Origin of the sequence: Pseudomonas sp. O39 (assembly GCF_045447295.1) — a bacterium.
In the GTDB taxonomy this organism is placed as follows: domain Bacteria; phylum Pseudomonadota; class Gammaproteobacteria; order Pseudomonadales; family Pseudomonadaceae; genus Aquipseudomonas; species Aquipseudomonas antarctica_A.
In genome coordinates this window covers 233966-259718 of record NZ_JBJGXV010000001.1, presented here as the reverse complement: position 1 = coordinate 259718, position 25753 = coordinate 233966, and the positions used below count along the sequence as shown (strand labels likewise).

17 protein-coding genes are annotated in these 25753 nt (G+C 60.9%); 12 read left to right on the top strand and 5 right to left on the bottom strand.

From position 1 onward, the window contains the following. Positions 1 to 340: 340 nt before the first annotated feature. The 3 genes from putP (at position 341) to ACI77D_RS01085 (ending at position 4789) form a co-directional block, all read left to right on the top strand. Positions 341 to 1825 (top strand): sodium/proline symporter PutP, encoded by a 1485-nt coding sequence (gene putP / locus ACI77D_RS01095; protein WP_064450347.1) that lies wholly within the window; start codon positions 341 to 343, stop codon positions 1823 to 1825. A 203-nt stretch (positions 1826 to 2028) separates the two neighbouring features. After that, complete coding sequence (locus ACI77D_RS01090; protein WP_407015900.1) at positions 2029 to 4038, top strand: type VI secretion system tip protein VgrG; 2010 nt, start codon at positions 2029 to 2031, stop codon at positions 4036 to 4038. A 25-nt stretch (positions 4039 to 4063) separates the two neighbouring features. Next, positions 4064 to 4789: a DUF4123 domain-containing protein gene (locus ACI77D_RS01085; RefSeq protein WP_407015899.1), complete on the top strand. Its 726-nt coding sequence runs from the start codon at positions 4064 to 4066 to the stop codon at positions 4787 to 4789. Here the strand turns inward: ACI77D_RS01085 and ACI77D_RS01080 are convergent. Further along, on the bottom strand, positions 4775 to 6052 hold the full coding sequence (locus ACI77D_RS01080; protein WP_407015898.1) for an O-acetylhomoserine aminocarboxypropyltransferase/cysteine synthase family protein: 1278 nt from the start codon (positions 6050 to 6052) through the stop codon (positions 4775 to 4777). The two genes, ACI77D_RS01085 and ACI77D_RS01080, sit on opposite strands and share 15 nt — an antisense overlap. A 250-nt stretch (positions 6053 to 6302) precedes the next feature. Between ACI77D_RS01080 and ACI77D_RS01075 the strand changes: the two genes are divergently transcribed. Then, on the top strand, positions 6303 to 7139 hold the full coding sequence (locus tag ACI77D_RS01075; protein WP_064450351.1) for a 23S rRNA (adenine(2030)-N(6))-methyltransferase RlmJ: 837 nt from the start codon (positions 6303 to 6305) through the stop codon (positions 7137 to 7139). A gap of 77 nt (positions 7140 to 7216) precedes the next feature. Here ACI77D_RS01075 and msrA read toward each other — a convergent pair whose 3' ends face one another. From msrA to aceE, 4 genes are all read right to left on the bottom strand, one after another. Further along, positions 7217 to 7864 carry a peptide-methionine (S)-S-oxide reductase MsrA gene (gene msrA / locus ACI77D_RS01070; protein ID WP_064450352.1) on the bottom strand — a complete coding sequence of 216 codons (648 nt, stop codon included), beginning with the start codon at positions 7862 to 7864 and terminating at the stop codon, positions 7217 to 7219. Between the two features lie 72 nt (positions 7865 to 7936). Further along, a complete protein-coding gene (locus ACI77D_RS01065; RefSeq protein ID WP_064450353.1) occupies positions 7937 to 10630 on the bottom strand; it encodes a bifunctional diguanylate cyclase/phosphodiesterase in 2694 nt (897 codons plus the stop codon). Positions 10631 to 10947: 317 nt separating this feature from the next. Continuing rightward, the gene (gene aceF, locus ACI77D_RS01060) at positions 10948 to 12594 is read right to left on the bottom strand and encodes a dihydrolipoyllysine-residue acetyltransferase (protein ID WP_064450354.1); all 1647 of its coding nucleotides are present in this window, start codon (positions 12592 to 12594) and stop codon (positions 10948 to 10950) included. 11 nt (positions 12595 to 12605) lie between these two features. Then, positions 12606 to 15251 (bottom strand): pyruvate dehydrogenase (acetyl-transferring), homodimeric type, encoded by a 2646-nt coding sequence (gene aceE, locus ACI77D_RS01055; protein ID WP_064450355.1) that lies wholly within the window; start codon positions 15249 to 15251, stop codon positions 12606 to 12608. A 383-nt stretch (positions 15252 to 15634) separates the two neighbouring features. On the opposite strand from aceE, the gene glnE reads away from it, so the two are divergent. The 8 genes from glnE to ACI77D_RS01015 all read left to right on the top strand — a co-directional run bounded on the left by glnE (position 15635) and on the right by ACI77D_RS01015 (position 25719). Then, complete coding sequence (gene glnE / locus ACI77D_RS01050) at positions 15635 to 18574, top strand: bifunctional [glutamate--ammonia ligase]-adenylyl-L-tyrosine phosphorylase/[glutamate--ammonia-ligase] adenylyltransferase (protein ID WP_407015897.1); 2940 nt, start codon at positions 15635 to 15637, stop codon at positions 18572 to 18574. 186 nt (positions 18575 to 18760) lie between these two features. Further along, the gene (waaF, locus tag ACI77D_RS01045; protein ID WP_407015896.1) at positions 18761 to 19795 is read left to right on the top strand and encodes a lipopolysaccharide heptosyltransferase II; all 1035 of its coding nucleotides are present in this window, start codon (positions 18761 to 18763) and stop codon (positions 19793 to 19795) included. Between the two features lies 1 nt (position 19796). Then, complete coding sequence (gene waaC, locus ACI77D_RS01040; protein WP_407015895.1) at positions 19797 to 20858, top strand: lipopolysaccharide heptosyltransferase I; 1062 nt, start codon at positions 19797 to 19799, stop codon at positions 20856 to 20858. Continuing rightward, positions 20858 to 21982 carry a glycosyltransferase family 4 protein gene (locus ACI77D_RS01035; RefSeq protein ID WP_064450359.1) on the top strand — a complete coding sequence of 375 codons (1125 nt, stop codon included), beginning with the start codon at positions 20858 to 20860 and terminating at the stop codon, positions 21980 to 21982. The genes waaC and ACI77D_RS01035 overlap by 1 nt, the downstream gene beginning before the upstream one ends. Continuing rightward, positions 21979 to 22785, top strand: coding sequence for a lipopolysaccharide core heptose(I) kinase RfaP (rfaP, locus tag ACI77D_RS01030; RefSeq protein WP_407015894.1), 807 nt, complete (start codon positions 21979 to 21981; stop codon positions 22783 to 22785). The genes ACI77D_RS01035 and rfaP overlap by 4 nt, the downstream gene beginning before the upstream one ends. After that, entirely contained in the window at positions 22785 to 23519 is a 735-nt protein-coding gene (locus ACI77D_RS01025) for a lipopolysaccharide kinase InaA family protein (RefSeq protein WP_064450361.1), read from the top strand. Before rfaP ends, ACI77D_RS01025 begins: the two co-directional genes overlap by 1 nt. Then, complete coding sequence (locus ACI77D_RS01020; RefSeq protein ID WP_064450362.1) at positions 23516 to 24268, top strand: lipopolysaccharide kinase InaA family protein; 753 nt, start codon at positions 23516 to 23518, stop codon at positions 24266 to 24268. The genes ACI77D_RS01025 and ACI77D_RS01020 overlap by 4 nt, the downstream gene beginning before the upstream one ends. Further along, positions 24268 to 25719, top strand: a complete 1452-nt coding sequence (locus ACI77D_RS01015; RefSeq protein ID WP_407015893.1) for a lipopolysaccharide kinase InaA family protein — start codon at positions 24268 to 24270, stop codon at positions 25717 to 25719. Before ACI77D_RS01020 ends, ACI77D_RS01015 begins: the two co-directional genes overlap by 1 nt. Positions 25720 to 25753 lie beyond the last annotated feature (34 nt).

Below are 25753 nucleotides of genomic sequence, written 5' to 3'. Positions count from 1 at the left end.
GGAAAAAATCCGGCCTTCAACCGAATCGGCTTCACCTTGGTGCATTTGCTTCTGAGATCGGCTGTTCTTGCTCCGAAAAGGAGCAAAAAAGAAGGGTTTTCGACGAATCACGCTAAGGTGCAACTTATTCTCAAGAAACTGGTTGCACCTTATTTGCTTTGTTGAATAGCATTCGCGGCCAAGGTGCAACCACCTTCAAGGTTCGGTTCATCGGCTGGCGGCTTTCCTGGGGAAACGTCAGTCATAAATGCGCGGCAACCAGTTACGTTTACTCACTGAACCAGTGGGTGGCGTCTGACAGACCGTCGCTACATAAAAACAAAGCCAGGGCGTCACTCTTATGAGCGTTAGTAATCCTACCCTGATCACGTTCGTGATCTACATCGCAGCAATGGTGCTGATCGGCTTCATGGCCTATCGCTCCACCAACAACCTTTCCGATTACATCCTCGGCGGTCGCAGCCTCGGTAGCGTGGTCACAGCCTTGTCGGCCGGTGCTTCCGATATGAGCGGCTGGTTGTTGATGGGCCTGCCGGGCGCGATCTACATGTCCGGCCTGTCGGAAAGCTGGATCGCCATCGGCCTGATCGTTGGTGCCTACCTGAACTGGTTGTTCGTGGCCGGCCGCCTGCGAGTGCAGACCGAGCACAACGGTGACGCCCTGACGCTGCCGGATTACTTCTCCAGCCGCTTCGAAGACAAAAGCGGCCTGCTGCGGATCATCTCTGCGGTGGTGATTCTGGTGTTCTTCACCATCTATTGTGCCTCCGGCATCGTGGCCGGTGCCCGCCTGTTTGAAAGCACGTTCGGCATGTCCTACGAGACGGCGCTGTGGGCCGGTGCTGCGGCGACAATTGCCTACACCTTCGTGGGTGGTTTCCTTGCCGTCAGCTGGACCGATACCGTCCAAGCCACGCTGATGATCTTCGCCCTGATCCTGACGCCGATCATCGTGCTGCTGGCTACCGGCGGCATCGACACCACGTTCCTGGCGATCGAAGCCAAGAATCCGGACAACTTCAACATGCTGAAAAACACCTCGTTCATCGGCATTATCTCGCTGATGGGCTGGGGCTTGGGTTACTTCGGCCAGCCGCACATCCTCGCGCGCTTCATGGCGGCGGATTCGGTGAAGTCGATTGCCAAGGCGCGCCGTATTTCCATGACCTGGATGATCCTGTGCCTGGGCGGCACCGTGGCGGTGGGCTTCTTCGGCATCGCTTACTTCTCGGCGCACCCTGAAGTGGCGGGGCCGGTCAACGAGAACCACGAACGTGTGTTCATTGAACTGGCCAAGCTGCTGTTCAACCCGTGGATCGCTGGCGTGCTGTTGTCGGCCATTCTGGCGGCCGTCATGAGCACCCTGAGCTGCCAGTTGCTGGTGTGCTCCAGCGCCTTGACCGAAGACTTCTACAAAACCTTCCTGCGCAAAAACGCTTCCCAGGTTGAACTGGTGTGGGTCGGCCGTGCCATGGTGCTGTTGGTTGCCCTGATTGCTATCGTTATGGCCGCCAACCCGGACAACCGCGTGTTGGGTCTGGTGAGCTACGCCTGGGCCGGTTTCGGCGCTGCGTTTGGTCCTGTGGTACTGATTTCAGTGATGTGGAAAGGCATGACCCGCAACGGCGCATTGGCGGGCATTCTGGTGGGCGCGATCACTGTGATCGTGTGGAAGCATTTCAACCTGCTGGGCCTGTACGAAATCATCCCGGGCTTTATCTTCGCCAGCTTGGCGATCTACGTCGTGAGCAAGCTGGGCGCACCGACTGCGGGTATGGTTGAGCGTTTTGATGCTGCGGAAAAAGACTACAACCTCAACAAGTAATTCTTCGGGCGTTTAGCGCCAGATGAGCTTAAAAAAGGCCCGCCATCCGTAGGATGCGGGCCTTTTTTTGCGTGCGATTTACGTCCGCGGCAAGAACATTCGGACGTGTGCGTGTAGGGCTTTACTGATTTTCCCAGGACGTGCTCAGCCGGGCGCAGCAGTGGTGCAGAATCTGGCGCCTACCCTTCGCAGAGAAACACCGGATGTTCGCTCCTGCCAATCAAAGTGCCTTTAACCTAACCCTGAGTGGGGTTGCGTGCGACCTTAAAGTCTTTAGCTTCAAAGGTCAGGAGGCGCTCAGCCAGCCCTATCGTTTTGAGCTTGAGTTGGTCAGCGAGCAACCCGATATCGACCTGGAAAGCATGCTGCATCGCCAGGTATATCTGGGTTTTGATGAACAGGGCCATGGCGTTCACGGCCTGGTTTATCGGGTGGCCCAGGGCGATTCCGGACGACGTCTTACGCGCTACCAGATCAGTCTTGTGCCGCAATTGGCGTACCTGATGCACAGCAGCCATCAGCGTATTTTCCAGCACAAGACGGTGCCGCAGATTGTTGCGCTGGTGCTGGTGGGGCAGGGGATTCAGGGCGACCGCTTCGAGTTTCGGCTGAGCGGTCACTACCCGGAGCGTGAGTATTGTGTGCAGTTCGGTGAGACCGATCTGGCGTTCATTCAGCGCCTGTGTGCCGAGCTGGGGATTCACTATCACTTCCAGCATTCGCCCGAGGGGCACGTGCTGGTGTTCGGCGATGACCAGACAGTGTTTGCCCAGGCTGACCAGCCCACCCCGTATACACCCGGTTCCGGAATGGTGGCGGGCGCCCCGGCGATCAGACGGTTTGCGGTGCAATTGGAAACCCGCACGACGTCAGTGAGCCTGCGCGATTACGATTTCCGCAAGCCACGCCTGGCGTTGGAGAGCGAAGTCGCCGGCGAGGCGTTTCCCACGCTGGAGGAGCAAACCTACCCCGGTCAATTTTCTGACCGGCTCCATGGCAAATACCTCGCGCAACGTGGTTTGGAGCGCCACCGCCGAGACGCTCGCGTCGCCCACGGCGAAGGCGATGAGCCGGCGTTGGTCTGCGGGCGTTTCCTCATGCTGAGCGGGCACCCACGTGAAGAATGGAACAACTTGTGGCTGGTGACGCAAGTAACCCACGAAGGTAAACAACCCCAAGTGCTCGAGGAGGCCGTGACTGAGGTCGAAGGCGGGGATTTTCGCCAGGGCTATCGCAACGAATTTATCGCCGCGCCGTGGGATGTGATCTTTCGTCCACCCATGCCTGAGCAGCAGCGTCCGACCCTTGCGGGTTATCAGAACGCGGTGGTCACCGGCCCTGCCGACAGCGAAATCCATTGCGATGAATACGGTCGGGTCAAAGTGCAGATGGCCTGGGATCGCGACGGGGCGCACAACGACCATTCCAGTTGCTGGCTGCGCGTCGCCAGTGCCTGGGCCCATGACCGTTATGGCTCGGTGCTGATCCCCAGGGTTGGCATGGAAGTCCTGGTGGGCTTCGTCAATGGCGACATGGATATGCCCCTGGTGATGGGTTGTCTGCCCAACGCATCGACACCGGTGCCTCTGGACTTGCCGGCGGACAAGACCCGCAGCATTTTGCGCAGTCACAGCAGCCCGGGTGGTGGGGGCTACAACGAATTGCGGATTGAGGACCGCAAGGGTGCCGAGGAAATCTACTTGCGTGCCCAGCGTGACTGGACCCAGCACGTGTTGCATGACCAGCAGGTACAGGTTGATAACCTGCGCCGGGTGAGGGTCGGTGGTGAGTCCCATCATGAGCTTCAAGGCGAAGAGCAACGCATCACCCATGGCAACCGCCTGACCGAGCTCAAGCAGGACGATCACCTGGTAGTCGGCGGGTCGCAGCAGGTGCGGGCCGGTCGCAGCATTCAGATAGGCGCAGGGCAAAGCATCGTCATCGACGCGGGTGCCGCCGTTACGATCCAGGCCGGAGGGCAGTCGATCACGGTGTCGGCGGCCGGGATATTCAGCAGCGTGCCGATTCAGATTGGCGGTGCGCCCGGTCCTGCCGCTGCGCCGTTAATGGCAGGAATAAAAGAAAAACTGCTGGCGGTTATTCCCGCACCGTTGAGCCGCGTGCAAGTGGCCAGTCTGAAACGCAGCGCACCGTTTTGCGAAGAGTGTGAGCGCTGCAAGAACGGTCAGTGTGATATCACCCGACACCTTTAAGCTTTAATCAAAAGGAATTGCCCTTATGCGTCACGCTTTGGCGCCACGCGCTTGGCTGGCTCAATGCCCTTTGCTACCCAATGAGCAGATGTTTGTGGTGCTGAGTGGAACCAGCGACGCCAAGCCCTTTGCCGCTTGGCAAGCCATGGCTGCCGGCGCGCCGCCCCGGGCGATCTGGGCAGGCACAGCCTACGCGCAGTGGAGCGAGGTAATGCCTTATGTTGGGCTCATCGAGCCCGGCAGTCCCTTCCTCGACTGGGTCGCAACCACCGAATCAATGGATTGGGGCTGGCTGGCGGTTTCATCCAGCCCGCCTGAAACAGTGCTCGCGCACCTGCAAAGCTTGACCAAGGTGTTTGCGCACAATGACCAGGCAGTGTTTTTGCGCTTCTGGGATGCTGCGCAGTTTCTACCGATTGTGCGCAGCCTGGGTAACGAGACGGGGAGCGTATTGCCGGTGTTCCAGCGGTATCTGATCAATGGCCAACCGCTGACCGTTGCGACTGGGCCCGTCACCGCCGCCAAAGCCAGCCCTTGGTGGCGAGTGCCGGAATCGTTGCTGGAACACCTGGCAGCGCGATCGCCCCACGTGCTGATCGATAACCTGCTGCAATGGCTCGAGGAACAGCGCCCTGACCTGTACACCGCCTTTAAGCCGGCGACCTTGCGGCACAAGGTCGCCTACTTCGCGCGCAGGCCGGACATCAGCCATGAAGCGCTGGCCGATGACCTCGCCTCAGCGTTGAGTTGAACCCAATGCCTGCTGCAGGTCTTCGATCAGGTCCTCAATCGCCTCGATGCCCACTGACAGGCGAATCATCTCCGGCTTCACGCCTGCCTTGGCCTGTTCCTGCTCGTTCATCTGTCGGTGAGTCGTGGACGCGGGGTGGCAGGCCAGTGATTTGGCGTCGCCGATATTCACCAGGCGTTTGAAGATTTGCAGGGCGTCGTAGAAGCGCACGCCAGCGTCATAGCCGCCCTTTAAGCCAAAGGACAGGATCGCCGAGGGTTTGCCCTGCATGTATTTTTGCGCCAGTGCGTGGTGCGGGTGCTCCGGCAACCCGGCGTAGCTGACCCATTCCACCTCGGTGTGGCCTTGCAGGAATTGCGCGACTTTCAGCGCGTTCTCGGTATGGCGCTCCATGCGCAGGGCCAGGGTTTCCAGACCTTGCAGCAAAAGGAACGCGTTCATCGGTGCGAGGGCTGCGCCGGTATTGCGCAACGGCACGGTACGGGCGCGGGCGATGAAGGCGGCAGGGCCGAATTTTTCGGTGTAGACCTCGCCGTGGTAGGCCGGCTCGGGTTGGTTGAGGCCGGGAAATTTCTCCGGGTATTGGGACCAGGGGAAGGTGCCGCTGTCGACGATTACGCCGCCCAATGAGTTGCCATGGCCGCCGACGTATTTCGTCACTGAGTGCACCACGATGTCGGCACCGAACTGGATCGGCTTGCACAGGATCGGCGTGGCCACGGTGTTGTCCACCATCAACGGGACGCCCCGGGCGTGGGCGACTTCCGCCAGGGCTTCAATGTCGATGATATTGCCGGCCGGGTTACCGATGCTTTCGCAGTACACCAGCTTGGTGTTGTCGTCGATCAGTTCGGCGATGGCTTCGGCAGAGTCGTTGCGGGCGAAACGCACATCGACGCCAAAACTCGGCAGCAGGTGGGCGAACAGGGTGTAGGTGCCGCCATAGAGTTGCGGGGTGGTGACGATATTGTCACCGGCGCGGGTCAGGGTCTGGATCGCGTAGTGGATCGCCGCGCTGCCGGCCGAAACGGCCAGGGCCGCAATGCCGCCTTCAAGCGCGGCGAGACGCTGTTCCAGCACATCGTTGGTAGGGTTCATGATGCGCGTGTAGATGTTGCCGGGTACGTCCAGGTTGAAGAGGTCGGCGCCATGTTGGGCGTTATCGAATTCGAAGGCGACGTTCTGGTAGATCGGCACAGCGACAGCCTTGGTGGTCGGGTCCGATTTGAAGCCGTGATGCAGTGCAATAGTGGCGTCTTTCATGATTGTTATAGACCTCCTTGGATTCATGGGTGCCCCCGAACACTGTGGGAACTGGCTTGCCGGCGATGGCATCACCGCGGTGTACGGGTAATACCGCGTCACTTGCATTGCGGGCAAGCCCGCTGCCATAGGTGGGATTAGACTGTTTTCTGCGGTGTGCCTGTGTTCGTGACATAAGCACCGCCCGACACGCAGCCCTGCACCTTTGCCCCTGTTGAAGGTAAACTTCGCCCCCTGCGCAGGAGCAACCATGAATTATCGTCACGCCTTTCACGCCGGCAACCACGCCGATGTCTTCAAACACCTGACCTTGACCCGCCTCATCGCCCTGATGTCGCGCAAGGAACAGCCGTTCGCCTACCTCGACACCCACGCCGGGATAGGTCTGTACGACTTGCAGGGCGACCAGGCCAACCGCACCGGTGAATACCTGGAAGGCATCGCGCGTCTGTGGGGCGAAAGTGATCTGCCGCCGCTGACCGCCGATTACATGCGCGTGCTGCACGAAATGAACCCGGATGGCCAGTTGCGTTACTACCCGGGCTCGCCGGAGCTGGCGCGCCGTCTCACGCGGCCCCAGGACCGTGTGTTGCTCAATGAGAAGCACCCGGAAGACGGCGTGCTGCTCAAGGACAACATGAAAGGTGATCGCCGGGTCAAAGTGCACCTGGGCGAGGGCTGGCATGTACCGCGTGCGCTGTTACCGGTGCCGGAGAAACGCGCACTGATGCTGATTGACCCGCCGTTTGAGCAACTCGATGAAATGCAGCGCTGCGCGGCGTCCCTCAAGGAGGCGGTCAGCCGTATGCGCCAGACCGTTGCGGCGATCTGGTATCCGGTCAAGGACCAGCGCATGTTGCGCCGCTTCTACCAGGACCTGGCTGGCACTGGTGCGCCGAAGTTGCTGCGGGTGGAGTTGCTGGTGCATCCGCTGGACACGCCCAATACCCTGAACGGCTCGGGCCTGGCGATTGCCAATCCGCCGTGGGGGTTGGAGGAGGAATTGCGTGAGTTGCTGCCGTGGCTGTCCAAGAAGCTTGGCCAGACCCAGGGTGGGTGGCAGATGGATTGGCTCATTGCTGAGTAGTTATAAGCTACAAGCTACAAGCTACAAGTAAAACCCATCACTTGCAGCTTGTAGCTTGAAACTTGCGGCTTCGATCCTTAGATCGGGCACGTCACGCCCGTGCCACCGATGCCGCAATAGCCCTGCGGATTCTTCGCCAGGTACTGCTGGTGGTACGCCTCGGCGAAATACACCGTCGGCGCTTCGTCGATTTCTGTGGTGATGGTGCCCAGCCCGGCCTTGGTCAGCTCACTCTGATAAGCCTGGGCACTGGCCTTCGCCGCCTCCAGATGTTCAGGTTTGACCGCGTAGATCACCGAACGGTATTGGCTGCCGATGTCATTGCCCTGGCGCATCCCTTGGGTGGGGTTGTGCAGTTCCCAGAACATTTTCAGCAGTTCTTCATAGCTGATCTTGTCTTGGTCAAACACCACCAGTACCACTTCGCTGTGGCCGGTCAGGCCCGAGCAGACTTCTTCGTACGTCGGGTTCGGCGTGTAGCCGCCGGCGTACCCGACGACGGTGCTGACCACGCCGTCGCGCTGCCAGAATTTGCGCTCCGCGCCCCAGAAGCAACCCAGGCCGAAAATCGCGAACTCTACGTTGTCGACAAATGGGCCCAGCAATGGGTTGCCGTTGACGAAATGCATTTCCGGCAGATTCATCGGCGTTTCACGGCCAGGCAAAGCTTGTTCTTGAGTAGGCAGCACGTTTTTGTTCACCAGAATTTCCGAGCGCAAGACCATGATCAGTCCTCTCAGTCAGATTGAGTTATGTAATAAGACAGACAGCCAGTGTGCCCGAGTGTTACAGCGCTGTCAGGCGATTGGCCCGCGCGGATAGCGTTTAAGCTTCTCCAGCAGCTCTGCACCGGGGATCGGCCGGTCGAACAGGTAGCCTTGGCCCACATCGCAGCGGTGCCGGCGCAGGAACGCCAGTTGCTCGCAGGTTTCGACGCCTTCGGCCACCACCTTGAGTTTGAGGTTGTGGGCCATGGCGATCACCGCTGAGGTGATTTCCATGTCGTCCTGGTTATCCGGAATTTCGTGGATAAAGCTGCGATCGATCTTGATGATGTCGATGGGGAATTTTTTCAAATAGCTCAGCGACGAGTAGCCGGTACCGAAGTCATCCATGGCCAGGGTCAGGCCAAAGCTCTTCAATTGATCCAGCTGCAGGCGCGTGTCTTCGGTGGCTTCCAGCAGCAAGCCTTCGGTCAGCTCCAGCTCCAGCAGATTGGCCGGCAGCTGTTCCTCCTTGAGGATCGTGGCGATCGACGCCACAAGGTCCGGGTCGGAGAATTGCTTGGGCGACAAGTTGATCGCCACCTGCAAATTACCCATGCCGGCGGCGCTCAACTGCTTGCTCATACGGCAGGCCTGGCGCGCGATCCATTTGCCGATAGGAATGATCAGGCCGGTCTCTTCAGCCACGCTGATAAATTGATCGGGGCGGATCATGCCCTTTTCCGGATGGTTCCAGCGTAACAGCGCTTCCATGCCCAGCAAGCGGCCGCTGCGCAGGCACAGCTTGGGCTGGTAGAACACGTCCAGCTCGTTCTGGGTCAGGGCGCGGCGCAGGTTGTTTTCGACGAACAGCTTGTAACTGGCCTCGGCATTCAGGGCCTCGGTAAACACCTGCACCTGGTGCTTGCCGTTGGCCTTGGCCTTGTGCAGGGCGAGCCCGGCGTTACGCATCAGGGTCTGCGGGTCACGGCCGTGTAATGGCGCGCAAGCCAGGCCCACGGAGCCGGTGACACTGATCAACTGGTTGTCGACGAACATCGGCTTGTCGAGGGTTGCCAACAACTGGCTGGCGACCAGTTGGCCACTCTCCAGATCAGCGTCGTCAAGCAACACCGCAAACTCGTTACTGGCAAACCGCGCCAGGCTGCCACCGGCACTCAGGCTGTTGCGCAGGCGGCGGGCCAGGCTGATCAGCAGCTTGTCGCCGGTCTGGTGGCCGAGGCTGTCGTTGATCCGCTTGAAGTTATCGATGTCTACCAGCAGCAGGCTGATCGGGCTGTCGCTGTCGCGGGCAAAGCGTTCATCAAGGTTGCGGATAAACGCCGGGCGGTTGCCCAGGTTGGTCAGGTTGTCGGTGTACGCCAGGCGTTCAATGCGTTGCTGGGCCAGCTTGGTCTGGGTGATGTCTTCGTAGATGCCGATGTAGTGGGTCAGCTCACGGTTGTCCCCATACACCTTGGAGATCGACAGCTGGCCCCAGTAGGGTTCCAGGTTTTTGCGCCGGCTCTTGAATTCACCCTGCCAGCTGTTGCTCTTGGCCAGGCTCGACGGCGCGTCGAATAGCAGTTCGCTGAGATTTTCCAGGGCCGGCAATTGCGCCAGGCGGTGGCCATGGACTTCTTCGGCGCTGTACTGGGTGATTGCGGTAAAGCTCGGGTTGACGTACTCCACCACGCCGTCACAGTTGACCAGCAAAAAGGCGTTGGCGCTTTGCTCAACCGCACGCTGGAACAGGTGCAGCGCGCTGGTGGCGGTGCGGCGGTTGTGGTTGTTGATCACTTGCGCGAACTGGTCTGCCAGCTCGCCGGCAAAGGCGATCTCATCGGCCTGCCAGGCGCGTGAGCTGCCGCTCTGTTCCAGGCATAGCACGCCGATGACTTGGCCATCAACGCGGATGCTCGCGTCGAGCATCGCGTGTATATCCTTGGCGCGCAGGCTCTCGGCCATTTCCCGGGTGCGTGGGTCACGCATCGCATGGGTGGCGTCGATCGCGCGGCTCGAATGCAGGGCTTCCAGATAGTCCGGGAAGCCACTGGCGTCGATCGCTTCGGGCAGATGATGCTGTTGGTCGGCGCGGTGGTAGGCCGAGATCGGCACCAGGCGCTGGCCCTCAAGGTTCCAGATACTCGCGCAGTCGATCTGGTAGATGTCGCACGCACTGCGGGTGATCAGCTCGGCGGCTTCTTGCAGCGAGTTGGGTGTGGTGTAGCGCTGGCGTGCCAGCAGCAGGATCAGCTCCTGTTGAGCGCGCACCCGTTCCAGGTGCTGCAACTGTTCCTGTTGGGCGCGCTGATTGAGCTCCAGTGCGATCTGCAGGCGGCTGTTCTGGTTTTCCAGGTCGGCGGTTGGCGCGGGGGCGGGGATTTCGCTGAACAGCCCGTCGACCACCATCAGGTAGCCGCGCACCAGGTGACGATTGTGTTGTTTGTAAGCCTCGCCCATCTCCAACAGGCTCAGGGGGCCGTCGCTGGTGTGCAGGGTGTAGCGCACCAGGTAATGCGGACTCTGGGTCAGTTGCTGCTGGATCGCGTCGTGCAGTTGATAGCGCGCCTGAGGTTCCATCAGGCTGGCGTAGGGGGTGCCGACCAGCGCGCACAGTTCGACTGCCGGCAGGCCGAATTGGCGCTCGCAATTGGGGTCGAGGTACAGCAAGGCCCAGCTTGCCTCATTAAGCCGCTCGAAACGCAGCATACCGAGGCGCGAAGGCACCGGTAACTGCGTCACTACCTCGGCCGCCATACGGGCGACATCGGGTTGGCTTTTCATGGGGGAACTCGCTTGGAAAAATGCGCACTGCGCCGGGCTCACGCCCTCTTTACTGTCGCCTGCGGCAAGGTTGCATCATGCAGCACGCACTGACAAGAGAGGATGAAGGCTAAGTGCTATAAGGCTGTTATCGGCCGCGAGGGCGGTTTCTGCAATCGGGGTGATGGGTGGCGTATTGACGCAGGCGCGACGCCTCTCGCGCCGACAAAAAAGCAGGCGAAAAAAAGCCCCGCCAATTGGCGGGGTTGAGGTACGAGCGTGGCGCTCGGAAATCGGTGCAGCCAGGCCTCCCCGGTGAAAGGGAGGCCCGTTGATGCTTACAGCAGGATGGTGCGGATGTCGTTCAGCAGTTGGCTCAAACGCTGCGTGAAACGTGCAGCGGCAGCGCCGTTGATCACACGGTGATCGTAGGACAACGACAGCGGCAACATCAGCTTCGGCTGGAACGCTTTACCGTCCCATACAGGCTGGATAGTGGCCTTGGAAACACCCAGGATCGCCACTTCCGGCGCGTTGACGATTGGCGTGAAGCCAGTGCCGCCAATGTGACCGAGGCTGGAGATGGTGAAGCACGCGCCCTGCATGTCGTCTGCGGTGAGCTTCTTGTCGCGGGCCTTGGCAGCCAGCGCAGCCGCTTCGGCAGCGAGTTGCAGCAGGCTCTTCTGGTCGACGTTCTTGATGACCGGTACCAGCAGGCCATCCGGGGTGTCGACGGCAAAGCCAATGTTCACGTATTTCTTGCGAATGATCGCCTTGCCGCTTGGCGCCAGCGAACTGTTGAAGTCCGGCAGCTCCTTGAGCAGGTGCGCACAGGCCTTGAGCAGCAGTGGCAGCACGGTCAGTTTCACGCCGGCTTTTTCGGCCACGGCTTTCTGCGCAACGCGGAAAGCTTCCAGGTCGGTGATGTCGGCCTGGTCGAACTGGGTCACGTGCGGAATGTTCAGCCAGCTGCGGTGCAGGCTCGACGCGCCGATTTGCATCAGGCGGGTCATCGGCACTTCTTCGGTTTCGCCGAAGCGGCTGAAGTCCACGACCGGGATCGGTGGGATGCCAGCACCGCCAGTAGCGCCGCCGGCAGCCGGAGCTTCCTTGGCCTTCTGCATCATGGCTTTGACGTAAACCTGCACGTCTTCCTTCAGCACACGACCGTGAGGGCCAGTGGCCGATACGGCATTCAGCTCAACGCCGAACTCACGGGCCAGTTGACGCACGGCAGGGCCGGCGTGAACTTTGGCACCGCTTGGCGCAGGTGCGGCAGCCGCAGGGGCCGGTGCGGCCTCGGCTTTTGCAGCAGGTGCAGGGGCGGCAGCGGCCGGAGCCGCTTCAGCTTTGGCCGCAGGTGCGGCAGCCGGTGCCGGAGCAGCCGGGGCAGCAGCGCCTTGTACTTTCAGCTTGAGGATGAAGTCGCCAGTGCCGACTTCGTCTTCCAGCTTGACCGCAATGCTTTCCACCACGCCGGCAGCCGGCGAAGGGATTTCCATGGAGGCCTTGTCGGACTCCAGGGTGATCAGCGACTGGTCGGCTTCGACGGTGTCGCCGACCTTGACCAGCAGCTCGATGATCTTGGCCTTGCCCGACGAACCGATGTCCGGAACGTGAATGTCCTGAACAGTGGCAGCGGCCGGTGCAGCAGCCGGTGCGGCGGGAGCCTCGGCGGCGGCAGGCTTTTCAGCAGCCGGTGCAGGTGCAGCAGCGGCAGCAGGCGCTGCCGCAGGGGCCGCATCAGCGGCACCTTCGATTTCCAGCTCCAGCAGTTCGTCGCCTTCTTTCAGGCGATCGCCCAGCTTCACTTTCAGGCTCTTGACCACGCCGGCCTTGGGAGCAGGGATTTCCATGCTCGCCTTGTCCGATTCGAGGGTCAGAATGCTCTGGTCGGCTTCGACGGTGTCGCCGACCTTCACAAACAGCTCGATTACTTCACCTTCACCGCTGCCGATGTCAGGTACGCGAATGAGTTCGCTCACAAAAAATCTCCTCAGCAGTCCAGTGGGTTGCGTTTTTCCGGGTTGATCCCGAACTTGACGATAGCGTCAGCCACCACCTTGGGTTCGATCTCACCACGGTCAGCCAAGGCTTCCAGGGCTGCCAACACCACGAAATGACGGTCGACTTCGAAGAAGTGACGCAGCTTCTTGCGGCTGTCACTGCGGCCGAAACCGTCGGTGCCCAGGACTTTGAATTCCTTGGACGGGACCCACTGGCGAATTTGTTCAGCAAACAGTTTCATGTAGTCGGTAGAGGCGATCACCGGACCTTTACGGCCAGTCAGGCACTCTTCGACGTAGCTCTTCGCAGGCTTCTGACCTGGGTGCAGGCGGTTGTTGCGCTCGACCGCCAGGCCATCGCGACGCAGTTCGTTGAAGCTGGTAACGCTCCACACGTCAGCGCCGACGTTGAACTCTTCACGCAGGATCTTCGCCGCTTCACGGACTTCACGCAGGATGGTGCCGGAGCCCATCAGCTGCACGTGGTGCGCCGCTTCCTTGGTGTCTTCTTCGAGCAGGTACATGCCCTTGATGATGCCTTCCTCGACACCGGCCGGCATGGCTGGCTGCTGGTAGGACTCGTTCATCACGGTGATGTAGTAGAAAACGTCCTGCTGCTGTTCGGTCATCTTCTTCATGCCGTCCTGGATGATCACCGCCAGCTCGTAGCCGTAGGTTGGATCAAAGGTGCGGCAGTTCGGGATGGTGGCAGCCAGGATGTGGCTGTGACCGTCTTCGTGTTGCAGGCCTTCGCCGTTCAGCGTGGTCCGCCCGGCAGTACCGCCGATCAGGAAGCCACGGGTACGGCTGTCGCCTGCTGCCCATGCCAGGTCGCCGATACGCTGGAAACCGAACATTGAGTAGAAGATGTAGAACGGCAGCATCGGCTGGTTGTGGCTGGAGTACGAAGTACCGGCAGCGATGAAGGAGCTCATGGCGCCCGCTTCGTTGATGCCTTCTTCGAGGATCTGGCCCTTCTTGTCTTCCTTGTAGAACATCACCTGGTCTTTATCGACTGGCTCGTAGAGCTGGCCGACGGAGGAGTAGATGCCCAACTGACGGAACATACCTTCCATACCGAAGGTACGGGCTTCGTCCGGGATGATCGGGACGATACGCGAGCCGATTTCCTTGTCCTTGACCAGTTGCGCGAGGATTCGCACGAAGGCCATGGTGGTGGAGATTTCACGGTCGCCCGAGCCGTCCAGGATAGCCTTGAGGGTATCCAGCGGCGGTGTAGGAATGTCGAAACTCTTGGCGCGGCGCTGTGGCACGAAACCGCCCAGTGCAGTGCGACGCTCGCTGAGGTAGCGGGCTTCGGCGCTGTTTGGCTCCGGCTTGAAGAACGGCAGGTTCTCCAGCTCTTCGTCCTTGACCGGGATGTCGAAACGGTCGCGGAACAGCTTCAGGCTTTCAACATCAACTTTCTTGGTGTTGTGCGCAGTGTTTTTCGCTTCGCCGGCACCGGTGCCATAACCCTTGATGGTCTTGGCCAGGATGACGGTCGGTTGTTCTTTGTGGTTGACCGCTTCGTGGTACGCCGCGTAGACCTTGTACGGGTCGTGGCCGCCACGGTTGAGTTTCCAGATCTCGTCGTCTGACAGGTCTGCAACCATCGCCTTGAGTTCAGGCGTGTTGAAGAAGTGTTCACGCACGAACGCGCCGTCTTTGGCTTTGTAGTTCTGGTACTCGCCGTCGATGACTTCGTCCATGCGACGTTGCAGGATACCGTCGACGTCTTTGGCCAGCAGTGGGTCCCAGAAACGGCCCCAGATGACTTTGGTCACGTTCCACTGAGCACCGCGGAACACGCCTTCGAGTTCCTGGATGATCTTGCCGTTGCCGCGAACCGGGCCGTCGAGGCGCTGCAGGTTGCAGTTGATGACGAAGATCAGGTTGTCCAGCTTCTCGCGGCCGGCCAGGGAGATGGCGCCCAGGGATTCCGGCTCGTCACACTCGCCGTCGCCCAGGAAGCACCAGACTTTCTGCTTGCCTTCAGGGATGAAGCCACGGGCTTCCAGGTACTTCATGAAGCGTGCCTGGTAGATCGCCTGGATCGGGCCAAGGCCCATGGAAACGGTCGGGAACTGCCAGAAATCAGGCATCAGCCAAGGGTGCGGGTACGACGACAGGCCGTTACCGTCCACTTCCTGGCGGAAGTTGTTCATGTGTTCTTCGGTGATGCGGCCTTCCATGAACGCACGGGCGTAAACGCCTGGCGAGGTGTGGCCCTGGAAGTAGATCAGGTCGCCGCCGTGTTCGTCGGTCGGGGCCTGGAAGAAGTAGTTGAAGCCAATGTCATACAGGGTTGCGCTGGAAGCGAAGCTGGAGATGTGACCGCCCAGGTCAGAATCTTTCAAGTTCGTGCGCATTACCATCGCCATGGCGTTCCAACGTACCAGCGAGCGAATGCGGCGTTCCATGAACAGGTCGCCAGGCATGCGTGCTTCGTGGGTAACGGGGATGGTGTTGCGGTATGGCGTAGTGATGGCGTAAGGCAGTTGCGAGCCGCTGCGGGTCGCGAGTTCGCCCATACGGGTCATCAAATAGTGAGCACGGTCTTCGCCTTCTTTGTCGAGAACCGATTCCAGGGCGTCCAGCCATTCCTGGGTTTCGACGGGATCGAGGTCTTGCATGGCTTGCTCCAGGGCGGAAAGGCTACCAGAATCGGTTGCCTGAAGTTTGCGACTGGCCTTGTGGGCAGACGACATAAATTCTTGGATGGCCGAAGGTTGCTTCGGCGTCCTGTAGTTTTACTACAAATCGTCGGCCATTTCAGCCTTTCGAATGTATATACGAGTAGTAAAACTACACAAGACTGAGCGGATTGCTCGGTCTGGCTGGTGAGCATAATCGTTATTGTTGATCTTTTGCGAACAAGAAAAGGTAAAAGTTTGATGTTGCCTGCCAAGATTAATTTAATTTCAGCTATTTATAACCTTTGTTCGACAGTCCTTCACCGAGCGTGGTTCTTGCGTTCACAGCAACAAGCCATTTACGCGCCGATCAAGGATAGACCATGAGCCTTCCAACACTCGCCGAATTACCGGCCATTCTCTTGCCTTACGCCAGCCGGGCCGAGCAGTCATTTCGTGACGCAGTGGCCGCGCTGGACGACGATCATGGCCTTTCTGCGTGGACGCCGCAACGGTGGGCCGACTTTGCCCGGGTGTGCGCCGCCAGTGATTTCGTCATTGAACAGAGCGTTCGTGACCCTTTGATGTTGCTCGAGCTGGTGGCCTGGGGCGAGTTGGACCGGGGCTTCGCGCCCGGTGAGCTGTGCGGCCAGATCGCTGGCGCTGCGCAACAGGCCGAAACAGAAGATGAGCTGGGCCGTGTATTGCGCCGCCAGCGTACGCGCCAACAAGTGCGCATCATCTGGCGCGACCTGACCCGACAAGCGGACTTGGTGCAAACCTGTCGCGACCTCTCCGACATGGCTGACGCTTGCATCGACCAGGCCTACCAGTGGCTGTATCAGCGCCACTGCGTACAGTTCGGCACACCTACCGGCCGGCGCAGCGGCGAAGCTCAGCACATGGTCATCCTCGGCATGGGCAAGCTCGGTGCGGTGGAGCTGAACCTGTCTTCCGATATCGACCTGATCTTCGCCTACCCCGAAGGCGGCGAGACGGTGGGCGTGAAGCGCGCGCTGGATAACCAGGAGTTTTTCATTCGCCTTGGTCAAAAATTGATCAAGGCCCTCGACCCGATGACCGTCGACGGTTTTGTATTCCGTGTCGACATGCGCCTGCGGCCATACGGCTCGGCCGGCGCGTTGGTGCTCAGTTTCAATGCGCTGGAACAGTACTATCAGGATCAGGGCCGCGACTGGGAGCGCTACGCCATGATCAAGGCGCGGGTAGTGGCCGGTGACCAGGTTGCCGGTGCGCAGTTGCTCGACATGCTGCGACCTTTCGTCTATCGGCGTTACCTGGATTTTTCCGCCATTGAAGCGCTGCGCACCATGAAGCAGTTGATCCAGCAGGAAGTGCGGCGCAAAGGCATGGCCGACAACATCAAGCTGGGCTCGGGCGGCATCCGCGAGGTGGAGTTTATCGCGCAGGCGTTCCAACTGATCCATGGTGGCCGCGACCTGAGCCTGCAACAGAGGCCGTTGCTCAACGTTTTGGGAACCCTGGAAGGCCAGGGCTACCTGCCACAAGCCGTGATCGCCGAGTTGCGCAATGGCTACGAGTTTTTGCGTTACACCGAACACGCCATCCAGGCGATTGCCGACCGGCAGACGCAAATGCTCCCGGACGGCCCGGAAGACCAGGCGCGTATTGCCTTTATGCTGGGCTTTGCCGATTGGGCGGCATTCCATGAGCGCCTGATGTACTGGCGTAGCCGTGTGGATTGGCATTTCCGCCAGGTGATCGCTGATCCCGACGAGGAAGAGGGCGAAGAAAGCGAATTGGTTGTGGGCGGTGAGTGGTTGCCGCTGTGGGAAGAGTCCCAGGACGAAGAGGCCGCGTGCCGGCAATTAGCCGAAGGTGGCTTTACGGATGCGACCAAAGCGCTCAAGGCCTTGGCCAGCCTGCGTGGCAGCCCGCAATTGCGCGCCATGCAGCGCCTGGGCCGCGAACGGCTGGATGCTTTCATTCCGCGCCTGCTGGCCCAGGCGGTCGAGCACGCCAACCCGGACTTGGTACTGGAGCGCGTATTGCCGCTGGTGGAGGCCGTCGCCCGCCGTTCGGCCTACCTCGTGCTGCTGACCGAAAACCCCGACGCCCTGCGCCGGCTGTTGACCCTGTGCGCCGCCAGCCCGTGGATCGCCGAACAAATCACCCGCTTCCCGCTCCTGCTCGACGAACTGCTCAACGAAGGCCGCCTGTTCAAGCCGCCGTTGGCGCCGGAACTCGCCGCAGAGCTGCGCGAGCGCCTCACGCGCATTCCCGAGGATGACCTTGAGCAGCAAATGGAAGCCCTGCGCCACTTCAAACTGGCCCACCGCCTGCGTGTCGCGGCTTCGGAAATCGCCGGCAGCCTGCCGCTGATGAAAGTCAGCGATTACCTGACCTGGCTCGCCGAGGCCATCCTCGAACAAGTGCTGGCCCTGGCCTGGCGCCAGACCGTGGCGCGCCACGGCTCGCCGCAGCGGGTGGACGGCAGCCTGTGCAATCCTGGGTTTATCATTGTCGGTTATGGCAAGGTCGGCGGGATCGAATTGGGGCATGGTTCGGACCTGGACCTGGTGTTTATCCACGACGGTGACCCGCAGGCGGAAACCGACGGTGCCAAGCCGATTGACGGTGCGCAGTTTTTTACGCGTTTAGGCCAGCGCATCATTCACCTGTTGACCACCCAGACCAACTCGGGCCAGTTGTATGAAGTGGACATGCGCCTGCGGCCTTCGGGCGCGTCCGGTTTGCTGGTGAGTTCGCTGGGGGCGTTTGAGCGCTATCAGGAAAATGAAGCCTGGACCTGGGAGCATCAGGCCCTGATCCGCGCTCGAGTGCTGGTGGGCAGCCAGGATGTGGGCCATGCGTTCGAGCAAGTACGCGCCAAAGTGCTGGGGCGTGAACGGGACTTGGCGAAGCTGCGCCAGGAGGTCAGCGAGATGCGCGCCAAGATGCGCGATAACCTGGGCACCCGGACCACGGCGGCCGGTACCGGTGCCAATGCCTTCGAGCCCACGGCGGCGTTCGACCTCAAGCAGGACGCCGGAGGTATCGTCGATATTGAATTTATGGTGCAATACGCCGCTTTGGCGTGGTCTGCGCAACATCCATCGTTGCTGCGCTACACCGACAATATCCGCATTCTGGAAGGCCTGGAGCAGGTTGGGCTGATGCCCGCCGCCGATGCCCATCTGCTGCGCGAGGTGTATAAGGCCTACCGTTCCGCCGCGCACCGCCAGGCCTTGCAAAACGAGGCGGGCACAGTGGCCGGGGATCAGTTCGCCGACGAACGGCGCCAGGTGATGCGAATCTGGCAAGCGCTGGGGTTAAGCTGATACTCGACTGATATGTGGGAGCTGGCTTGCCTGCGATGCAAGCGACTCGGTGTAGCAGGCCTACCGAGGCGATGCCATCGCAGGCAAGCCAGCTCCCGCACAAAGCGGTTCCCAGGCCCACCGCGACTGGCAGTAATTATTGAGGCGGGGAGGCATAAGCCTCCCCGCATCGTTTGTGGAAACTACATGAATATTCTGATCGTTGGGCCCAGTTGGGTCGGTGACATGGTGATGGCGCAGACACTGTTCCAGTGCCTGAAACAGCGTCATCCCGACTGCCAAATCGACGTGCTCGCCCCTGAGTGGAGCCGGCCGATCCTCGAGCGCATGCCCGAGGTGCGCAACGCCTTGAGCTTCCCGCTCGGTCACGGCGCACTCGAACTGGCGACGCGCCGGCGCATCGGCAAATCCATGCTCGGCCAGTACGAGCAAGCGATCCTGCTGCCCAACTCGCTGAAATCGGCGCTGGTGCCGTACTTTGCCGGCATCCCTAAACGTACCGGCTGGCGCGGCGAGTTTCGCTACGTGCTGCTCAATGACGTGCGCACCCTCGACAAGGCGCGTTACCCGCTGATGATCGAGCGTTTCATGGCCCTGGCCTACGAGCCCGGTGCCGAGTTGCCGACACCTTACCCGCGCCCGAGCCTGCAGATCGACCCGGTTACACGCGACGCGGCACTGGCCAAGTTCGGCTTGATGCTCGACCGTCCGGTGCTGGCGCTTTGCCCTGGCGCCGAGTTTGGCGAGTCCAAGCGCTGGCCGTCGGAGCATTACGCCAAAGTCGCCGAAATGAAGATTCGTGAAGGCTGGCAGGTGTGGTTGTTCGGTTCGAAAAACGATCATTCGGTGGGTGAAGACATCCGCCAACGCCTGATTCCCGGTCTACGCGAAGAAGCCGTGAACCTCAGTGGCGACACCTCGTTGGCCGAGGCCATCGACCTGTTGTCCTGCGCCGACGCGGTGGTGTCCAACGACTCGGGCCTGATGCATGTGGCGGCGGCGTTGAACCGCCCGTTGGTGGCCGTTTACGGCTCGACCTCTCCAGGCTTCACCCCACCATTGGCCGATAAGGTCGAAGTGGTGCGGCTGGGCCTGGAGTGCAGCCCGTGTTTCGAGCGCACCTGCCGTTTCGGCCACTACAATTGCCTGCGCCAGTTGCTGCCGCAACCGGTCAGCGATGCCTTGCAGCGGTTGCAGGGCTCTGTGGTCGAGGTCCGTTAGTTTGCGCGTACTGGTAATCAAGACCTCATCCCTGGGCGACGTGATCCACGCCTTGCCGGCACTGACCGACGCGGCGCGGGCAATCCCTGGCATTCGCTTTGATTGGGTGGTGGAAGAAGGCTTTGCCGAGATCCCTACCTGGCACCCGGCGGTGGACAAGGTGATCCCGGTGGCGATTCGCCGCTGGCGCAAAAACATCTGGCAAACCATCAAGAGCGGTGAGTGGCGACGCTTCAAACAGAGCGTCCAGTCGACTAAATACGACTTGGTGATCGACGCCCAGGGCCTGTTCAAAAGCGCCTGGCTGACACGCTACGTGCGTGCCCCGGTGGCGGGCTTCGATAAACACTCCGCCCGCGAGCCAATCGCCGCGCGTTTCTACTCGCGGCGCCTGGCCGTGGCCCGTGGGCAACATGCGGTGGAGCGTTTGCGCCAGTTGTTCGCTGTGGCGCTGGGCTATGACTTGCCCAAAGGTCTGGGCGATTACGGCCTGAGCGTCGACAAGCTGCTCGGCCTGCCGCCGAAAAAACCGTTTGTGCTGCTGCTGCACGGCACCACCTGGGACACCAAGCACTGGCCCGAAGCCTATTGGCGCGAGCTGGCCGAACGCATGGGTCGCCTGGGTGTGGACGTGAAGTTGCCGTGGGGCAATGCCGACGAAAAAGCCCGCGCCGAGCGCCTGGCGCAAGGCCTGCAAAACGCCGAAGTGTTGCCCAAGCTGAACCTGGCCGGCGTCGCCCGTGTGCTCGCCGGCGCCCGCGCCTGTGTGGCGGTGGACACCGGCCTCGGCCACTTGGCCGCCGCGTTGGACGTGCCGACCATTTCCCTGTTCGGCCCCACCAACCCCGGCCTGACGGGCGCTTACGGCAAGGGCCAGATTCATCTGGCCAGCGACTTCCCCTGTGCGCCATGCCTGCAAAAGCACTGTACCTATCAACCAACGGCCGACGATTTGCGTCGGTTCGACATCAAGCGTGAGTCGCCCCTGTGCTTCACGCGCTTGAACCCTGAGCGTGTGGCAAGCCGACTGAGCACGTTGTTACTGGCTGAGGAGCTGCACTGATGCAACTGGCTTTTGTTCTGTACAAATATTTCCCCTTCGGTGGCCTGCAGCGCGACTTCATGCGTATCGCCCTGGAGTGCCAGCAGCGCGGCCACCAGATTCGTGTCTACACGCTGATCTGGGAAGGCGACATTCCGCCGGGTTTCGAAGTGCTGGTGGCGCCGGTCAAGGCGATCTTCAATCATCGGCGCAATGAGAAACTCAGCGCCTGGATGGAAGCCGACCTGGCCAAGCGCCCGGTGGATCGCCTGATCGGTTTCAACAAAATGCCTGGCCTGGACGTTTACTACGCCGCCGATGGCTGTTTTGAAGACAAGGCGCAAAACCTGCGCCACTCGCTGTACCGCAGCTTTGGCCGCTATAAGCACTTTGCCGAGTACGAGCGTGCGGTGTTCGCTAAGGATGCCAAGACCGAAGTCTTGATGATCTCCGAAGTGCAGCAGCCGCTGTTCATCAAGCATTACGACACCCCGCTGGAGCGCTTCCACCTGTTGCCACCGGGCATTGCCCAGGATCGCCGGGCACCGCCGAACGCCGCCGAGATTCGCGAAGGTTTCCGCAAGGAATTCAACCTGCGCGAGGACGACCTGCTGTTGGTGCAAATCGGCTCCGGCTTCAAGACCAAGGGCGTCGATCGTAGCCTCAAGGCCTTAGCCGCCTTGCCGGCAGAACTAAAAAAACGCACGCGCCTGTTTGTAATTGGCCAGGACGACCCCAAAGTATTCCAACTGCAGAGCGCCACATTGGGGCTGGGCGATAACGTGCAGTTCCTCAAGGGTCGCAGCGATATTCCGCGTTTCCTGCTGGGTGCCGACCTGTTGATCCACCCGGCGTACAACGAAAACACCGGCACTGTGTTGCTCGAAGCCCTGGTGGCCGGGTTGCCGGTGCTGGTCTCGGCCGTGTGTGGGTATGCCCATTACATCGCCGAAGCCGACAGCGGCCTGGTGCTGGATGAACCTTTTGAACAGGCGCAGCTCAACCAGTATCTGGCGCGAATGCTCACCGACACTGCACAGCGCGCGGCCTGGGGCCGCAATGGGTTGGCCTTCGCCGAGACGGCCGACCTCTACAGCATGCCGCAGCACGCGGCGGATGTGATTCTGGCGGAGCCAAAACGATGAAGTTGATGCTTGCCGAGCCGTTCAAGACCCTCTGGGCCGGGCGCGATGCCTTCGCCGAAGTCGAGCGGCTGCAAGGCGAGGTGTACCGTGAGCTCGAAGCGCGTCGCACCTTGCGTACCGAAGTAGATGGCCGTGGTTATTTTGTGAAAATCCACCGTGGCATCGGCTGGGGCGAGATCGTCAAGAACCTGGTCACCGCCAAGCTGCCGGTGCTGGGCGCGGGCCAGGAGTGGCAGGCCATCGAGCGCCTGCAGGAAATCGGCGTGCCCACCATGACCGCCGTGGCCTACGGCGAGCGCGGCAGCAACCCGGCCGACCAGCACTCGTTCATCATCACCGAAGAGTTGGCGCCTACTGTCAGCCTCGAAGATTTCAGCATCAACTGGGCCAAACAGCCCCCCGAGCCGCGCCTCAAGCGCGCGCTGATCGCTGAAGTGGCGCGCATGACCGGCATGATGCATCGCGGTGGGGTCAACCATCGCGACTGCTACATCTGCCACTTCCTGCTGCACACGGATACGCCGGTCACCTTCGATCACTTCAAGCTGTCGGTGATCGACCTGCACCGCGCCCAGACCCGCGACAAAATCAGCCATCGCTGGCGCGACAAAGACTTGGCCGCGCTGTATTTTTCGGCGCTGGACATCGGCCTCACGCGTCGCGACAAGTTGCGCTTCCTCAAGGCCTACTTCCAGCAGCCGCTGCGCCAGATCCTGGCCGAAGAAAGCCCCTTGCTGCAGTGGCTGCAAGCCAAGGCCGACAAGCTTTATGCACGAAAACAACGCTACGGGGACGCGCTCTGATGGCGGGTTGGAACCTGGAACCTGCTTACGCCGCACTTGCGGATGATTTCGGCAGCCTTGAGGCGGTGTTTGCGCTGCAGGGCGAGCAGCTGACACGCGACCCGTTGTCGGAAGTGATCCGCGTAGAGCGCGGCGGGGTGAATTTCTACGTCAAGCGTTACGTCGGTGCCGGTAAAGGCCTGCGCCGCTACCTGGGCAAGCCGCGAGTGAAGTCCGAATGGCAGAACCTCAAGCGCTTCGCCAGGTGGGGGATTCCTACCGCCGACGTGGTGGCCTGGGGCCTGGAGCGCAAGGGCCTGGCCTATGCCCGGGGTGCGATGATCACCCGCGAGCTGCCGAGAACCGCCGACTTGTCGGTGCTGGCTGATCGCAACGATGCCTGTTTGAAAGACCCCAAGTGGGTCAGCGTGGTCAGTCGCCAGCTTGCCGAATACACCCGTACCATGCACGAGCATCGCTTCACCCATAACGATTTGAAGTGGCGCAACCTGTTGGTCGACGATCATCAGACCCTGTACCTGATCGATTGCCCCAACGGTGATTTCTGGCGCGGGTTCTGGCTCAAGTACCGTATTACCAAAGACCTGGCCTGCCTGGACAAAGTCGCCAAGTATCACTTGTCGGCTACCCAGCGCCTGCGCTTCTACCTGCAATACCGCCAACGCCCGCACCTGACGGCGTCGGACAAACAGCGGATTCGCCACGTGGTGAAGTTTTTCGAGGGGCGCGAATGAGTGATTTCCTGGCGGCCGAAGATCGCGCTCTGCTTGAGCGCAACGGCCTGGCTGACTTCGATGCCCTGTGGGCCAGGCAACTGGACGCGGTGGATGAGCCCAATACCAGCGACGGAGGATGGAGCAGCGTGTTTCGCCTGGAGCTTGAAGGTCAGGGCTACTACCTCAAGCGCCAGAGCAATTACCTGACACGCACCCTCAGCAAACCGTTGGGCGAGCCGACGTTTGCCCGCGAATTCCGTAACATCAGCCGTTATCGCGAGCGCGGTATTCCGGCGTTGCAGGCGGCGTTTTTCGGTGAGCGCAAGGTCAATGGCGAGCACCGCGCGATGTTGCTGACCCGTGCCCTGGACGGTTGGAACGACCTGGATTCATTGCTGGAGCAGTGGCCGCAACTGACGGACGCCCAGCACCGTGCGATCTTGCTGGCGTGCGGTCAGCTGGCGCGACACCTGCACAGCGTGGGTCAGGTGCATGGCTGTTTTTACCCCAAGCACATTTTCCTGCAGGCCACAGGCACAGGGTATGCCGCGCAGTTGATCGACCTGGAGAAAACCCGCCCGTTGCTGTTCGGCAGGCGCGACCGGGTCAAGGACCTGGAGCCGCTGTTGCGGCGCGCGCCGCAGTGGTCGGATGCCCACGTGCGGCAATTGCTGGCGGCCTATCTTGATCAACCTGAAGACAGCTCGCTGACCACCGCCTGGTTCGAGCGCCTGACGGCTCGTCGCAGTCACAAGGAGAAGCGCTGATGCGTTTGTCCGAGCTGAAAAAAGCCGGTCGCACGCCTGACCTTCCGCTGACCATCGAGCTGGCGGATGCTGCCGGCCCCGGGCAACTGCAACTGCTCAGCCTGCTGCGCGTATTGCCAGGCGAGCGCTATGTGGGCGCAGGCGTGTGGCGCGGTCGCACGGTGCTGGCCAAATTATTGGTGGGCAACAAGGCGGCACGGCATTTTCAGCGCGAACTCGGCGGCGCACGCCTGCTGGCTGAGCAAGGCCTGACCACGCCGCAGCTGCTGGCCGATGGTTTGCAGGAAGGTGAGGGCGGCTGGCTGCTGTTCGACTTTATTGAAGGCGCCGAAAGCCTCGCCGATGCCTGGCAGGCGGTCGAAGGTTTGCCGCCGTTGGCGGACGCACAGACCGCCGTGCTCGCCGAGGCGTTGGCGGCGATCGCGCAGATGCACAGCAAAGGCTTGTGGCAGGAAGACCTGCACCTGGACAACCTGCTGCGCCAGGACGGCAAGCTGTACCTGATTGACGGTGCCGGGATTCGCGTCGAAGAGGCGGGCAAGCCGCTGTCGCGCACTCGGGTGCTGGAAAACCTCGGGGTGTTTTTCGCCCAGTTGCCGAAAAACCTTGAGCCGTTCACCGAAGAGTTGCTGGTGTACTACCTGCTGAGCAACGGCGAGCACGCGTTGCCGCTGCAAGCCCTGGAGAAACAGGTGCGCAAGGTCAGTGCCTGGCGCTTGAAGGACTTTCTGAACAAGGTCGGCCGTGAATGCACGCTGTTCAGCGTGGTGCGTGGCGCCTTTGCCTTGCGTGCGATTCGGCGCGAGGAAGAGCCTGCGATGCTGCCGGTGCTGGAACAGGCCGATGCGTTGCTTGACCAGGGCCACCTGTACAAAACCGGTGGTGCGGCCACTGTCGCCAAGGTTGAAGTGGCCGGTCGGCCGCTGGTGATCAAGCGCTACAACATCAAGGGATTCGCCCATTGGCTCAAGCGTTTCTGGCGCCCCAGTCGTGCCTGGCACTCCTGGCGCGAAGGCAACCGCCTGGCCTTTCTGGGGATCGCCACACCCAAGCCGCTGGCCGTGCTGGAAAAGCGCTTTTTCTGGCTGCGCAGCCGGGCTTATCTGGTCACCGAATACTTGCCGGGGCCGGACATCATCGAGCGCTTCGCCCCGTATGTTGAGAACGGTGATGCGCCCGAAAACGAACTGCTGGCCCTGGATCATCTGTTTGCCGAGCTGATTCGTGAGCGCATCAGCCATGGCGATTTCAAAGGCCATAACCTGTTCTGGGCCGAGGATCGCTGGGCGCTGATTGACCTCGATGCCATGTGCCAGCACCGCAGCAACGCCAGCTTCGCCCCGGCATTTGCCAAGGACCGCGCGCGGTTTATGCGCAACTGGCCTGAGAGCAGCGCCCTGTACCAACTGATCGACCAGCGTTTGCCCCGAGAGATCGGCGTCGCCGGTTAAAGCCGGCCCGCCCCCCACATTTTGATGTGTAAAC

What these genes read in the sequence shown, in the direction of transcription:
- putP (WP_064450347.1), top strand. Translation starts at nt 341, where the DNA reads ATGAGCGTTAGTAATCCTACCCTGATCACGTTCGTGATCTACATCGCA.
- ACI77D_RS01090 (WP_407015900.1), top strand. Translation starts at nt 2,029, where the DNA reads ATGTTCGCTCCTGCCAATCAAAGTGCCTTTAACCTAACCCTGAGTGGG.
- ACI77D_RS01085 (WP_407015899.1), top strand. Translation starts at nt 4,064, where the DNA reads ATGCGTCACGCTTTGGCGCCACGCGCTTGGCTGGCTCAATGCCCTTTG.
- ACI77D_RS01080 (WP_407015898.1), bottom strand. Translation starts at nt 6,052, where the DNA reads ATGAAAGACGCCACTATTGCACTGCATCACGGCTTCAAATCGGACCCG.
- ACI77D_RS01075 (WP_064450351.1), top strand. Translation starts at nt 6,303, where the DNA reads ATGAATTATCGTCACGCCTTTCACGCCGGCAACCACGCCGATGTCTTC.
- msrA (WP_064450352.1), bottom strand. Translation starts at nt 7,864, where the DNA reads ATGGTCTTGCGCTCGGAAATTCTGGTGAACAAAAACGTGCTGCCTACT.
- ACI77D_RS01065 (WP_064450353.1), bottom strand. Translation starts at nt 10,630, where the DNA reads ATGAAAAGCCAACCCGATGTCGCCCGTATGGCGGCCGAGGTAGTGACG.
- aceE (WP_064450355.1), bottom strand. Translation starts at nt 15,251, where the DNA reads ATGCAAGACCTCGATCCCGTCGAAACCCAGGAATGGCTGGACGCCCTG.
- glnE (WP_407015897.1), top strand. Translation starts at nt 15,635, where the DNA reads ATGAGCCTTCCAACACTCGCCGAATTACCGGCCATTCTCTTGCCTTAC.
- waaF (WP_407015896.1), top strand. Translation starts at nt 18,761, where the DNA reads ATGAATATTCTGATCGTTGGGCCCAGTTGGGTCGGTGACATGGTGATG.
- ACI77D_RS01035 (WP_064450359.1), top strand. Translation starts at nt 20,858, where the DNA reads ATGCAACTGGCTTTTGTTCTGTACAAATATTTCCCCTTCGGTGGCCTG.
- rfaP (WP_407015894.1), top strand. Translation starts at nt 21,979, where the DNA reads ATGAAGTTGATGCTTGCCGAGCCGTTCAAGACCCTCTGGGCCGGGCGC.
- ACI77D_RS01025 (WP_064450361.1), top strand. Translation starts at nt 22,785, where the DNA reads ATGGCGGGTTGGAACCTGGAACCTGCTTACGCCGCACTTGCGGATGAT.
- ACI77D_RS01020 (WP_064450362.1), top strand. Translation starts at nt 23,516, where the DNA reads ATGAGTGATTTCCTGGCGGCCGAAGATCGCGCTCTGCTTGAGCGCAAC.
- ACI77D_RS01015 (WP_407015893.1), top strand. Translation starts at nt 24,268, where the DNA reads ATGCGTTTGTCCGAGCTGAAAAAAGCCGGTCGCACGCCTGACCTTCCG.